The following is a 13,355-nucleotide window of genomic DNA, read 5'->3' on the forward strand; positions in this document are numbered from 1 at the left end:
GTGAAACCCGATAGTTTAAATTAAACAGATAATTTTTTAGTAAGATCTTCGACGTACTTTTTAAATTGTTTGTCGGTAGCCGATAAATTATCTACAGTTTTGCAAGCGTGTAATACCGTAGCGTGATCTCTTTTTCCTATTTGTGAACCAATACTTGCTAACGATGCTTTCGTTAATTTCTTAGCAAAAAACATAGCTAATTGTCTCGCTTGTACAATATGGCGCTTTCGTGTTTTAGATTGTAGGGTATCGACATCCATTTGGAAATAATCTGAAACTATTTTTTGAATATAATCTATAGATACTTCCCGTTTGGTGTTCTTTACAAATTTCTCGACAACCTGTTTCGCTAATTCAATATTAATTTCTTTTTTGTTAAAAGAGGATTGAGCGATTAGAGATATAATAGCGCCCTCTAGCTCGCGAATATTAGATTTAATGTGTTTAGCAACGTATTCTATAATATCGTCTGGCATTTCCACCCCATCGCGATACAATTTGTTTTTAAGTATAGACACACGTGTTTCAAAATCTGGCGTTTGTAACTCGGCCGACAGACCCCATTTAAAACGCGAGAGTAAACGTTGTTCAATATCTTGCATATCAACAGGTGCTTTATCACTTGTTAAAATAACCTGTTTACCATTTTGGTGCAAGTGGTTAAAAATATGGAAGAAAACATCTTGTGTTCCGGATTTTCCAGAAAGAAACTGCACATCATCAATTACCAAAACATCAATTAACTGGTAAAAGTGAATGAAATCATTTCTATTATTTTTCTTAACAGAGTCTATGTATTGTTGCGTGAATTTTTCAGCAGAAATATAGAGAACGGTTTTTTCTGGGTATTTATCTTTAATATCAACACCAATAGCGTGCGCTAAATGCGTTTTACCTAAACCAACACCTCCAAAAATTAATAAGGGGTTAAAAGACGTTCCGCCTGGTTTTGCAGAAACAGCTAAGCCGGCACTACGCGCTAATCTATTCGAGTCACCTTCTAAGAAGTTCTCGAAGTTGTAATTAGGATTGAGTTGAGATTCTATTTTTACATTACGAATTCCAGGAATAACAAATGGATTGCGTAATTGTGGGTTTTTATTATTTAACGGCACATCAATATCTTGCGATTTAACAGCCGAGCGATTAGAACTTGGAATGCGTTCTGTAAACGGTTGTTTATTACCGTAAGTGTTTTCCATTTTAATAATGTAAACCAGTTTTGCATTTTCACCGAGCTCTTTTCTAAGTGCTACTTTTAATATTTTAACGTAATGTTCTTCTAGCCATTCATAGAAGAATTTACTAGGTACTTGAACACTCAAAGCATTATCACTTAGTTTTACCGCCACGATAGGTTCAAACCATGTTTTATATGCTTGTGGTTGAATGTTGTCTTGAATAAAGTTGAGACAGTTAGTCCAGACCGATTGCGCAGTAGTACTCATTATTGATTAAAAGGTTTATTAATATTAGATAATATAGACCATTATATTTGAAAAATAGGGTCTGTTTTAAAGCGTGACAAATATGTGAACAAATTTCTAAAAAAAAAAATCATTTACTATTGATTATTTAGTTTTTTTTCCCCATGTTGAGGAGGGATTCTAAACTACAAAAAATTTTCTAAATATGAGTGTTAAAAGCAATGAAATTAAAATAAAAGTACGTTATGCAGAAACAGATCAAATGGGAGTGGTACACCACGGAAATTATGCGTTATATCTGGAAATAGCGAGAATTGAGTGGTTGCGAGAATTAGGGATTTCTTACAAAAAAATGGAGCAAGATGGTATCGGCTTGCCAGTCATTTCATTACAAGTAAATTACAAAAAATCGGCGTATTATGATGACCTCTTAACCGTTAAAACTACACTTGCTAAACCACCAAGTGCAAGGGTAGAATTTGACTATATAATTGTTAATAATTCGGGCGAAATTATAGCTACAGCAAAAACAGTTTTAGCTTTTGTAGATATGAAAAAAAATAGACCAACGCGACCGCCTCAATTTTTTATAGAGGCGTTACATAATTAATCTTCTAGTTCTTTTACAGACACTTCATAAATACTATTAAAAGAAGTCTCCACTTTCGAGGCTTCTTTTTGTCGTACCGAAATAGTGATTTTGCAATCGAGTTCTAATTTTTGATCGACGATGTTTAAATTCTTCTCTTTAATAATACGCATCACTTTATTCATGTTTTTATATTCGAAAGAAATTAAATATAAAACATTAATTGTTTTGGTTTTAATATTAGAGCCATCGAGAGCCATTTGTGCTCCCGTGCGGTAGGCGCTAATTAAACCCCCAACCCCCAGTTTTACGCCTCCAAAATAACGCACCACTACAATTAGTATATTTGTAACGGCATACGACTGTATTTGACCGTAAATTGGCATTCCGGCGCTATTATTTGGCTCACCATCGTCGTTAGCTCTGTATTTTATTTTATCGGTTTGCGTTCCTATTTGATAAGCGTAACAAAAATGCCCTGCCGAGCTGTGTTGTTTTCGAAGTGATTCAAGTGCTATTTTTACATCCTCTTCGTTCTTTATCGGAAAGGCATAGCTAAAAAATTTACTATGTTTTTCTTTAAATAGTGTTTCTTTCGAAGGTTTTGTAATCGTTTTATAAGTGTCTGAAGTACGCAATGGTTTGGATCTTTAAGTAGTTTGCAATGTACTAAACACAATACAAACGGTGTTGCACTCTTGGCGCTATTCTATTTATAATCTATTAACTATTTACAATTAAAATAATACTTAGAAGTGCTAAACCAATACCAATCCAGTTCTTTGTTATAAGTTTTTCTTTAAATAATAAAAGGCCTAATAAAGTAGACGTTGCAACGATAGCAACATTATTAATGGTAAAAACTATCGAGCTCTCAAGATGTTTAGACTGTAAGGCTAGTAAAATATAGTGAATGGAATAGTAATTGGCAACGCCTAAGAAAAAACCTCCTACCACACTTTTATAACTCAAATTCAATGGAGGTTTCGTTGATTTCACAAGTATTAAAAGCGTTCCAATAAGTCCTGCAAAGCAGAAAATAGTAGCCGAAAATATAGGAATACTATCAGGCTCTAAGTAGGTGTTTTCTATATAATTAATAAAGGTATCTATAATTCCAGCACCCAAAAACAAACTTAGGGGAAGCCATAAACCTTTACTGTTAAACACCACTTTTTTCTCCTTAATGGATGTGAGATATACCGCAATTAAAGCGAAGACAATACCAACTATTTTTAAAACACCTAGTTTTTCGTGGTATAAATATATGCCGAAAACTATAGGAATCACCACACTCATTTTACTAGCAACAGAAGCCACGGACAATCCGTTTTTTTGAACAGTTAATGCCATAATATTAAAAACGGTTATAAATAACACACCTAAAACTATAGCTCCAATAAGCCATTTTGCGTTTAAAATAGTAGTGATGTTAACAGGCGTTTTATAATGTAACAGACCAAATGCACAAGCCGTATAGTAATTAAAAACAATAGCGTGTAAGGTATTGACTTGGTATTTCTTAAAAAGTTTAAAAATAACAAATATAAAAGTGGAAGATAATATGCTAAATATTAATGCTATCAAAAGAATTCTCTTTTTAGGGTGAAAACATCTATAATATCTTCGGTTTTCGGGTTGTTATTCCATACATTAAACCCAAGCGCGCTGGCGGCTTCAGTATTTTCTGTAGTGTCGTCAATAAACAAACACTCTTCAGGTTTTAAATTGTTTTCAGAAAGTACAAAATCGAAAATGGTAGCGTCTGGCTTACGCATCATAACTTCGTGAGATAGATAGAATTTATCAAAACACGCTTTAAAATCTTCGTAAAAGGAGAGGTGTTTGTCTATAGATTCAATATGCAAAGCGTTGGTATTACTTAATAAAATAAGTTGGTATTTTTTGTCTCTAGCCAATTGCTGTATAAACTCTAAACGGCGTACAGGGAAATCGCACAAAATATGATTCCAAGCGTCAATAATATCGCTTTTACTCAATTCTGGAAAATTCGAGCTATAAAAATCAACAAACTCTTCAGTAGATAATAATCCTTGTTCGTAAAGTGCATTCATAGCAACAAGTTCTTCAGGGAATTCTTCAATCTTAAATAATTCTAAAGCATTTGCCATTGCGCCCTCTTTATCTAAGTTAATAAAGACATTTCCAAAATCGAAAATAAGTGTTTTAATCATAAAATAGGGTAGTGTTTTTCTGTTGAAATGAACAGAGTGTATTGTGGTTTTATCTTTTATTGTAACGGATGATACGTCGTTAATTTATCGATTCCTAAGTGTTCTATGGATGCTGTTTTACCTTGAAATTGTGGTGCTTTTACACCGTCGTTAAATGTAATGTTTCCAGTAAATATTCGTGCTTCATCCCATATATTTTCGTTTATAAATAACTGAAGCGTTTTCGCGCCCCCCTCAATAATAACCGATGTTATATTGTGCTTATACAGTGCATCACAAATTGTTTTTGCACGCGTTTCTTTAAGACGCAGTGTTTCTGCATCAGCGTTAAAAATAGTATGTGAGTGGCCTAAGATAGTATTTTTGTCAAGAACAATTCTTGTAGGGTTCTGTCCCGTCCAATCACGCACCGTTAAACTCGGGTTATCTTGTAAAACGGTTTGTGTACCCACTAAAATAGCTTGTTCTTCGGCTCTCCACTTGTGTACTAACTGGCGAGATAGTGCAGTGGTAATCCATACTGGTTTTTTCTCGTCTCTGTGTTTCGGTGCTATAAAACCGTCGCTAGTTTCTGCCCATTTTAAAATAACGTATGGTCGTTTTTTGTTATGAAACGTAAAAAAACGCTTATGGTGCGTTTTACACGCGTCTTCTAATACACCAATTTTAACCTGTCTTCCTGCTTCCAATAATTTTTGAATACCTCTTCCGGCCACTTGGGGATTGTCGTCCAAGCAACCAATTACAATATTGGGGATATTATAATGTATAATAAGATCGCTGCACGGTGGCGTTTTTCCGTAATGGGAGCATGGCTCTAAGGTAACATATAAAGTGGCGTGCTTTAAAAGCGATTTATCTTGTACAGAATCGATAGCATTAACCTCGGCGTGATTGCCGCCGTAAGGGCTCGTGAAACCTTCTCCAATTATGGTGTCGTTGTACGTAATTACAGCGCCCACCATTGGGTTAGGACGCGTATAGCCTAAACCATTTTTAGCGATTTGTAAACACCGTTTTATGTGCCTTTCGTGTGTATTCAATAGATTAGAGTTTAATTTTTACATCTTGAATTTCGTTAACCGAATAGGTGTGCGAAAAACCATAAACTTGATATGAAATAGTACCTAAATACTGTACCTTAACCGTTTTGTTAAGATAACTATCTAGCAAACTGCTTAAATTATTTAAGTTTAAAATACGTTTGGTAGGAATATTAGCTTGTAACGGAATGGAGAACTCTTGTTTTGCGGGTACTTTGAATTTTTTAGACGATATATTAGCTACTTCAAGGTTGTTAACAAGTACTTTAAGACTATCGGTCTTTAAATAGCCACTCACAGTATTCGGGTTATTGAAAAAAGCATCGGCACTTAAAATAATGAATTCCGAATTAGAATCTACCACATTTATATTTTCAACTTTTAAAAATTCCGGCTTTTTATTAATGCCGCAACTTAGCATTGAAATTAGTATTGTTGATAAGATTATAAGTTTCTTCATATCTATTTTTTGCGAATTCTTGTATCTTCACGTTCGTAAAAATAATGTTTTAACGTGAGCAAAGATACTATTGTTATTAGAGAAATAGAAGTTAAAGATAATGCCGAAATGGAAGCGGTGATAAGAGACTGTTTTATAGAGTATAAGTTGCCGTTGGAAGGAACTGCTTACGCCGATAAGGAAACTACTATGATGTTTGAGTCGTACCAAAATGCGCGTAGTGTGTATTATGTTATCGAGCAAAATGGTGTTGTTTTAGGTGGAGGCGGTATTAAAGCGTTGCCTAATTATGAAACTGAGGTTTGCGAAATTCAAAAAATGTATTTTGCACCAGAAATAAGAGGCAAAGGTTACGGTAAACTTCTTTTTGAGCAATGCTTAAAAGCGGCAGTCGATAATCACTTTAAACAGATTTATATTGAAACAGTGTCATCATTAGAAGCGGCTATTCATATTTATGAAATCTATAATTTTAAACATTTAAAGGTCCCTTACGGCGATACTGGTCATTATTCTTGCGATATTTGGCTTCTAAAAGACCTTTAATAAAAATTTAAACAGTGTTATTAAAAGATTTAAAAAAAATATTCCATAACGAATTGGATGCTATTTATGGTGAAAACGAAGTCCGTAGTTTATTCTTTATTTTAATAGAAAGCTATTTCGGTATCTCGCGTTTAGAGTTAGCGTTGCAGCCCGAATTGGCAATTACAACGAATGAGCACCCCAAAATTATGGAAGCCTTAAGTCAGTTAAAATCGCAATACCCAATTCAATATATTTTAAAGGAAACAGAATTTTATGGTTTTCCATTTAAAGTCACTGCCAACACACTAATACCACGTCCGGAAACGGAAGAATTAGTCACTTGGGTTTACGATTCTGTTAAGGCTTTCGCTACTAAAACCGAGCACCCAAAACTAGTCGATATTGGTACAGGTTCTGGCTGTATAGCAATTTCGTTGGCTAAATTATTACCGAAAGCACAGGTTTCTGCCATCGATGTTTCTAAAGCGGCTTTGCAAGTCGCAAAACAAAATGCGAAGCGCAACAACGTAAAAATAAATTTTATAGAAGCTAGTGTTTTAGAGCCCCAGCCAGAGGTGTTTTTCGAAGGTTTAGATATTATTGTTTCTAACCCGCCGTATGTTCGCGAATTAGAAAAACAAGAAATGAAACCCAATGTTTTAGATAACGAACCGCATTTGGCGCTATTTGTTGAAAACGATAACGCTTTACAGTTTTATACAGCAATTATAGACTTTTCTAAATTACATTTAAAAGAAAACGGTCTGTTGTTTTTTGAGATTAACGAGTCTTTGGGGCAAGAAATGATCGCCTTACTAAAAGAGAATGACTTTACAGATATTGAACTGAGAAAGGATATGTTTGGTAAAGATAGAATGATAAAAGGAGTAAAAAGTTAAAATGAATACACACGAGTATATACAACAATTACGCACGGAGTTACGCGAACATAATTATAATTACTACGTTTTAGATAATGCGACTATTAGTGATTATGATTTTGATGTAAAACTGAAAGAACTCCAGGATTTAGAAGAAAAACATCCTGAGTTTGACGACGCCAATTCGCCAACGCATCGCGTAGGGGGGCAAGTCACTAAAAACTTCAATACGGTTGTACATAATCACAGAATGTACTCTTTAGATAATTCGTATTCTCTAGAAGATTTGCAAGATTGGGAAACCCGAATTAAAAAAATGATTGATGGTGATATTGAATACACCTGCGAATTAAAATACGACGGCGCCTCAATAAGTATAACGTACGAAAATGGAGCGATAGTTCGTGCTGTTACGCGCGGCGATGGTTTTCAGGGTGATGACGTAACAACGAATATAAAAACTATTAAATCGGTACCGTTACTGTTAAAAGGTGATTACCCGCCAAAATTCGATATTCGTGGCGAAATTGTTTTGCCGTTTGAAGGCTTCATGAAAATGAATGAAGAACGCATTGCAAACGACGAAGAACCGTATAGAAATCCAAGAAACACAGCGTCTGGAAGTTTAAAATTACAAGATAGCGGTGAGGTTGCAAAACGCCCATTAGACTGTCTATTATATAATATTACAGGAGAGAATTTGGGTATTGCAACGCAATTTGAAAGCTTAGAAAAAGCGAGAGCAATGGGGTTTAAAGTACCCGAAGCTTCTAAGTTAGTAGCTTCTATAGATGGTGTTTTTGAATTTATAAATTACTGGGACACGGCACGACATAATTTGCCCTACGAAACTGATGGGGTCGTTGTAAAAGTGAATAATTTATACCAACAAGACGAGTTGGGGTATACGTCGAAATCGCCCCGTTGGGCAATGGCTTTTAAGTTTAAAGCGGAACAAGTCTCTACGCGATTAAACGACATTACGTATCAAGTAGGGCGAACGGGAGCAATCACTCCAGTCGCCAATTTAGAACCCGTAGAATTGGCAGGAACGACAGTTAAAAGAGCATCGTTGCATAATGCCGACCAAATTGAAAAGTTAGATATTAGGGTAGGAGATGCGGTTTTTGTAGAAAAAGGAGGTGAGATCATTCCTAAAATTATCGCTGTCGATTTAAGTCAGCGACCCGTAAACGCAAAACTGACGCAGTATATTTTAAACTGTCCGGTTTGCGAAACGCCGTTGGTGCGAATTGAAGGTGAAGCAAAACATTATTGCCCTAATTATAACGGTTGTACACCACAAGTGGTAGGTAGAATTCAACATTTTATCTCTAGAAAAGCAATGGATATTGAAGGCCTTGGCGGGGAAACTGTCGCCTTGTTAGTTAAGGAAGGGTTAATTACCAATTACTCAGATTTATATACATTACAAAAAGAAGATGTGCTGCCTTTAGAGCGTATGGCAGAAAAAAGCGCTGATAATTTAATTCAGGGGATTTTAGCATCGAAAACCATTCCTTTTGAGCGTGTTTTATTTGCTATCGGTATACGTTTTGTAGGTGAAACTGTGGCTAAAAAATTAGCGAAACACTACAAAAGTATCGATGCTATCGCTTTAGCATCACTAGAAGATTTGGAGAAAGTAGATGAAATAGGGGTTAAAATAGCCGAAAGTGTGGTAGCTTTTTTTGCTTCGGAAGAAAATATTATCACTATCGAAAGATTACGATTATTTGGTGTTCAGTTGGAAATTTCAGCTGAAAAATTAGCTAATCAAACAAACAAATTAGAAGGTAAAGCTTTTGTCGTTTCTGGGGTGTTTGTAGAAGTCTCGCGAACCGAACTTAAAAAACGGATTGAAGATAATGGTGGTAAAAACGTATCGTCCATTTCCTCAAAAACGGACTATGTGATTGCCGGTGATAAAATGGGACCGAGTAAAAAGGAGAAAGCAGAAAAATTAGGAGTCTCAATTATTTCAGAATTTGAGTTTTTAGAGATGATTAATTAAGTAGTAACTATTTATACATTCTTATGTGGTGATAGGATTTATGACTATTAGTAATTTAAGATGACTTTAATTAGAACAAATTTTGTGTTTTTGATCCTTTTATACATTATTAAAAGACTACTTATAAGAAGAAGTACTAATTATTTTTTGATTCAATGCTAATTAAATAATGGTAATTAATCGATAAAATTAATCGTTTCGTCGGTTATGAATGTATTTTTATTTATATTTGGTGATAAATCAGCGTGATGAATATATCAAAATCTCAAATCATATCGGTAATATTAGCTATACTAGCTGTCGCTTATGTTTTGAGTGTGGTTTTTAAATTAAAAGAAATCCCAATATTTTCCAGGGCGTTAATTTTCCCATTGTTTGTGGTCCATTATTTTTTACAGTCTAAAAAGACGGACTATTTCTTTCTAGGATTTTTAGTGCTCTTTTCGATGTCTGAGATTTTAATCATTTTTGATGCTGTAGATAGTTTTCCGTCGTACTATGTGGGTAATGGGATGTGCATTCTAGCTTATTTCAGTTTAGCCCTATTTTTTATAAAAAAAATAAGCTTTCTAGTGCTTTTTAATCGATTTAAGACTTTTGTAACTGTTTTATTGGTATTGAGTTCCTATATCGTTTATGTGTTAAATAGTATAGTTTTAGATGAATCTGGGATACACGTTTGGTCGATTGACTTTTTCTTAGAAAGTTTCTATAATCTTTCTATTACAATGGTGTTGTCCTTGTCTTTGTTAAATTATTTATGCCGCGATTCTAAAGACGATTTATTATTGTTTTTGGCTACGGCTTGTATTGTGTTTTCAGAAATGGTTCACTTAGCGAGTTTCTATATTTCTGAGGTTTATATATTAGGACTTACTAATGCTATATTACTTACTGCAGGTTTCTCGCTAGTGCATTTTTACATCACTTCAAAAGTGAACACCTATTACCGCGTATTATTTTAGAGGTTTTAAAATGTAGAAGAATAAGATCTGTTATTCTTTATACAATAATCGATGTACCGTTTGCCGTTTTATTTTTATCATTATCGAAGTAAAAGTCTATGCGCCCTAAATTGATGCCGTAACAACCTACCTGATTGACTAATACATTTTTACCTTCTTTATTTTGAGCCACTGTTGGTTTTGGTAAGAAAGTGTGTGTGTGGCCCCCTATTATTAAGTCTATATCTTTGGTCGCTTTTGCTAGATTTAAATCGCTAATCCTGTCTGGTAGGTTCTTGTAGTGATATCCTAAGTGCGATAAACAGATAATTAAATCGCATTGCTCTTCAGTTTTTAAGCGGCGTGTCATTTCCTGAGACATTTCTATAGGATCAAGATATTCGGTTTCTTTAGACATTTTTCTATCGACTAAACCATCTAGAGCGATGCCTAAACCAAAGATTCCAATTTTTAATCCGTCTTTTTTAAATACTTTATATGGTTTAACATGGGTATCTAAAACCGTGTTTTTAAAATCGTAGTTGGCCGAAATAAAATCAAACTTCGCGTGCGGTAATTGTGCATAAAGACCGTCGACACCATTATCAAAATCGTGATTTCCTATAGTCGCGGCATCGTATTTTAATTTAGACATTAATCTAAATTCTAATTCACCTCCATAATAATTAAAATAGGGAGTGCCTTGAAAAATATCTCCGGCGTCTAGTAGTAATGTGTTTGGGGTTTCTTTACGAATACTTTCAATCAAACTGGCACGTCTCGCCACACCACCTTGATTGGCATTACGCCCGTCCTCAGGACCAAAGGCGTCAATATGACTGTGCACATCGTTGGTATGCAATATTGTAATTTGCTTTACTCGTGGCGCTGCATTAAAGGATTGCAACCCAAAACCACCTAAAGTAACTAACGTTGTTGCGGCTACAGATTGTTGTATAAAATGTCTACGTTTCATAGGGTGTTGTTATTAAATTTGGATGAATCTATCATCAATGATGGGGTTAATGGTATCTACTTTTTTGAAATAATCAATTAATGCATTTCTAATTTTATAGTCTAAAGGATATTCACCTTCATTATCAGCAAAAAAGCGCATATTATCACCACCGGTTACTAGATAATCGTTCGTTGCTACATAGTACGTTTTTGCGGTATCAATAGCTTTTCCGTTAACGGAAGACGCTACAATATTATACTCTTGGTCAATACTTAATTTAAAACCCTGAATGGGGTGTGCACGCTTAAAACGGGCTAAATACTGCATCATACTATCAATTTGTCGTCCTTTTAATGCAACGACGACAATGCTATTTTCAAAAGGCATAATTTCGAAAGCCGTTTTGGTCGTAATATCGCCTTTAGAAATAATCGAGCGAATTCCACCGTGATTTAAGATAACACCGTCCAACTCAAAATTGGTCCGGGATTTAAAAACGCCTTTAGATTGTTCAAAAATAATATCGGCCATTAAATTTCCTATAGCGGTATTAAAAGCACCGTTAGATTTCGAGTACGTTTCTGGAGCATACGACAAAACCGTATTCATATCCTCGTTTAATCGGTCTCTGTACGGTTTAATAATCGAATCGAAAGCGGGATCAATTTCTAAGCTATCTGTAACAGGTATTAGTTTACCTTCAATTTTAGAAAGCGTAAATTTTTCATCTTTACAACTTGTAAAACAAAGAAGAATAAGTACTATAAGTAGTATTTTGAATTTCATCGTGTAAATGTGTTATATTTTATCTTACAATTAGTATGCTTTAGCTACTTTTGTAATAAAGGAGTAAATATAAATGTTTTTAAAAAGATTTAGAGAGAAAATACATAAAAAGCATATTAATTCTGAGTTAAGAAGGCGTGAAATTTTAAAGCCTAAGACTCCAGTACAACGTGTAGGAATTATTGTAAATAGCGAAGAGTGCTTCAATTTAGATTGGAATACTGAATTAAGTTCACTTTTTCCTATGGCCAAGCCAAAGATAGATATTATCTTATTTTCGGAGGCCAGTAAAAAAAACGAAACTGCTGAAGCAGTAATTTATAACGCGAGTGATATAGGTTGGAACGGCACTATAAAAAATGAAGAATTAAAAACATTTATAGATACCAAGTTTAGCCTTTTAATAAGTTATTACACAACAAACCATACGCTTTTAAAGTTACTAACCGCAAGCTCTAAAGCAGCATTTAAAGTAGGGCTTTTAAAAGAAGATCAGCGCCTTAACGATTTAATAATACATACAGAGTTACCGGCGTTTACCACATTTAACACCGAATTGATTAAATACTTAAAGATTTTAAAACGACTATAAATAATGAATAACCCTTTTTTAGGAACAGGAATAGCGATAGTAACACCTTTTAAACACGATGGAAGCATAGATCACAGTGCGCTGACTAATATTGTAAATTACACTATAAATAACGGTGTTAATTATATTGTAATTAGTGGTACAACTGGCGAAAACGGAACTTTGACGACTACAGAAAAAAAAGCAATTATAACAACGATTGTTGAAACGAACGCCAATAAAGTGCCTTTAGTTTTAGGAATTGGAGGTAACAATACTGCTTCTGTAATTGAAGAAATTAAAACCACCGATTTGTCACCATTTGCTGGGGTTCTTTCAGTATCACCGGCCTACAGTAAGCCCACTCAAGAAGGGATTTACCAACATTTTAAAGCAATTGCACAAGCGAGTCCGGTACCCCTTATTTTGTACAATGTCCCAGGGCGTACAGGTGTAAATATGACTCCAGAAACGATTTTGCGTTTGGCTAACGATTTCCTAAATATTGTAGGCGTAAAGGAAGCAGGTGCTAATATGAGTCAGTATTACAAACTAATACACAATAAACCAGCACATTTTAATGTTATCTCTGGTGATGATGATTTGGCTTTAGCCATAACATTGGCCGGTGGAGCAGGGGTGATTTCGGTAATTGCTCAGGGATTGCCAAAGCAGTTTTCTAAAATGATTCAATTAGGATTAGAAGGTAAATCCGAAGAAGCTTACGCTATACATTATCAAATAATTGATGCTATTGATCTTATTTTTGAAGAAAATAATCCGGCCGGAATTAAAGCGGTTTTAGAAGGATTGCAATTATGTGAAGCTACCGTAAGATTACCTTTGGTAGACGCGAGTAAAACATCTAAAGAAAAAATTAATGCTTTTTTAAAGCAGAACAATTAGTTAAATATAACCTAAACCACCTATTAATCTGAATTTAACAATTATTTTCGCTT

At 34.5% G+C, this 13,355-nt stretch carries 15 protein-coding genes; 7 read left to right on the top strand and 8 right to left on the bottom strand.

Going from position 1 to position 13,355, the window contains the following annotated elements; all coding sequences use genetic code 11:
- Nucleotides 1–20: 20 nt before the first annotated feature.
- Nucleotides 21–1,448 carry a chromosomal replication initiator protein DnaA gene (gene dnaA, locus ES677_RS00715; protein ID WP_148368679.1) on the bottom strand — a complete coding sequence of 476 codons (1,428 nt, stop codon included), beginning with the start codon at nt 1,446–1,448 and terminating at the stop codon, nt 21–23.
- 184 nt (nt 1,449–1,632) lie between these two features.
- Here dnaA and ES677_RS00720 point away from each other — a divergent pair, with 184 nt between their 5' ends.
- Nucleotides 1,633–2,037 carry an acyl-CoA thioesterase gene (locus ES677_RS00720; RefSeq protein ID WP_148368678.1) on the top strand — a complete coding sequence of 135 codons (405 nt, stop codon included), beginning with the start codon at nt 1,633–1,635 and terminating at the stop codon, nt 2,035–2,037.
- Here the strand turns inward: ES677_RS00720 and ES677_RS00725 are convergent.
- The 5 genes from ES677_RS00725 to ES677_RS00745 all read right to left on the bottom strand — a co-directional run bounded on the left by ES677_RS00725 (nt 2,034) and on the right by ES677_RS00745 (nt 5,714).
- Complete coding sequence (locus ES677_RS00725; protein ID WP_148368677.1) at nt 2,034–2,654, bottom strand: IMPACT family protein; 621 nt, start codon at nt 2,652–2,654, stop codon at nt 2,034–2,036. The genes ES677_RS00720 and ES677_RS00725 overlap by 4 nt on opposite strands.
- A gap of 85 nt (nt 2,655–2,739) precedes the next feature.
- Nucleotides 2,740–3,603, bottom strand: a complete 864-nt coding sequence (locus ES677_RS00730) for a DMT family transporter (RefSeq protein ID WP_148368676.1) — start codon at nt 3,601–3,603, stop codon at nt 2,740–2,742.
- Entirely contained in the window at nt 3,600–4,211 is a 612-nt protein-coding gene (locus tag ES677_RS00735; protein WP_148380128.1) for an HAD family hydrolase, read from the bottom strand. The genes ES677_RS00730 and ES677_RS00735 overlap by 4 nt, the downstream gene beginning before the upstream one ends.
- Before the next feature lie 56 nt (nt 4,212–4,267).
- Nucleotides 4,268–5,254 (bottom strand): bifunctional diaminohydroxyphosphoribosylaminopyrimidine deaminase/5-amino-6-(5-phosphoribosylamino)uracil reductase RibD, encoded by a 987-nt coding sequence (gene ribD, locus ES677_RS00740; RefSeq protein WP_148380129.1) that lies wholly within the window; start codon nt 5,252–5,254, stop codon nt 4,268–4,270.
- A gap of 4 nt (nt 5,255–5,258) precedes the next feature.
- The gene (locus tag ES677_RS00745) at nt 5,259–5,714 is read right to left on the bottom strand and encodes a hypothetical protein (protein WP_148368673.1); all 456 of its coding nucleotides are present in this window, start codon (nt 5,712–5,714) and stop codon (nt 5,259–5,261) included.
- Nucleotides 5,715–5,768: 54 nt separating this feature from the next.
- On the opposite strand from ES677_RS00745, the gene ES677_RS00750 reads away from it, so the two are divergent.
- The 4 genes from ES677_RS00750 to ES677_RS00765 all read left to right on the top strand — a co-directional run bounded on the left by ES677_RS00750 (nt 5,769) and on the right by ES677_RS00765 (nt 10,102).
- Nucleotides 5,769–6,260 carry a GNAT family N-acetyltransferase gene (locus ES677_RS00750; protein WP_148380130.1) on the top strand — a complete coding sequence of 164 codons (492 nt, stop codon included), beginning with the start codon at nt 5,769–5,771 and terminating at the stop codon, nt 6,258–6,260.
- Between the two features lie 14 nt (nt 6,261–6,274).
- A complete protein-coding gene (gene prmC / locus ES677_RS00755; protein ID WP_148380131.1) occupies nt 6,275–7,141 on the top strand; it encodes a peptide chain release factor N(5)-glutamine methyltransferase in 867 nt (288 codons plus the stop codon).
- Between the two features lies 1 nt (nt 7,142).
- Complete coding sequence (gene ligA, locus ES677_RS00760; protein WP_148380132.1) at nt 7,143–9,137, top strand: NAD-dependent DNA ligase LigA; 1,995 nt, start codon at nt 7,143–7,145, stop codon at nt 9,135–9,137.
- A 248-nt stretch (nt 9,138–9,385) separates the two neighbouring features.
- Entirely contained in the window at nt 9,386–10,102 is a 717-nt protein-coding gene (locus ES677_RS00765; protein ID WP_148380133.1) for a hypothetical protein, read from the top strand.
- A gap of 37 nt (nt 10,103–10,139) precedes the next feature.
- On the opposite strand, the gene ES677_RS00770 is transcribed toward ES677_RS00765, so the two are convergent.
- The gene (locus ES677_RS00770; RefSeq protein WP_148368668.1) at nt 10,140–11,057 is read right to left on the bottom strand and encodes a bifunctional metallophosphatase/5'-nucleotidase; all 918 of its coding nucleotides are present in this window, start codon (nt 11,055–11,057) and stop codon (nt 10,140–10,142) included.
- A 12-nt stretch (nt 11,058–11,069) separates the two neighbouring features.
- On the bottom strand, nt 11,070–11,825 hold the full coding sequence (locus ES677_RS00775; RefSeq protein ID WP_148368667.1) for a 5'-nucleotidase C-terminal domain-containing protein: 756 nt from the start codon (nt 11,823–11,825) through the stop codon (nt 11,070–11,072).
- A 73-nt stretch (nt 11,826–11,898) separates the two neighbouring features.
- Between ES677_RS00775 and ES677_RS00780 the strand changes: the two genes are divergently transcribed.
- Nucleotides 11,899–12,417, top strand: a complete 519-nt coding sequence (locus tag ES677_RS00780; protein WP_148380134.1) for a DUF6913 domain-containing protein — start codon at nt 11,899–11,901, stop codon at nt 12,415–12,417.
- A gap of 3 nt (nt 12,418–12,420) precedes the next feature.
- Nucleotides 12,421–13,302, top strand: coding sequence for a 4-hydroxy-tetrahydrodipicolinate synthase (dapA, locus tag ES677_RS00785; RefSeq protein ID WP_148380135.1), 882 nt, complete (start codon nt 12,421–12,423; stop codon nt 13,300–13,302).
- The last annotated feature ends 53 nt before the right edge of the window (nt 13,303–13,355 follow it).

Source organism: Bizionia gelidisalsuginis (assembly GCF_008086185.1).
GTDB classification, from domain to species: Bacteria; Bacteroidota; Bacteroidia; order Flavobacteriales; family Flavobacteriaceae; genus Bizionia; species Bizionia saleffrena.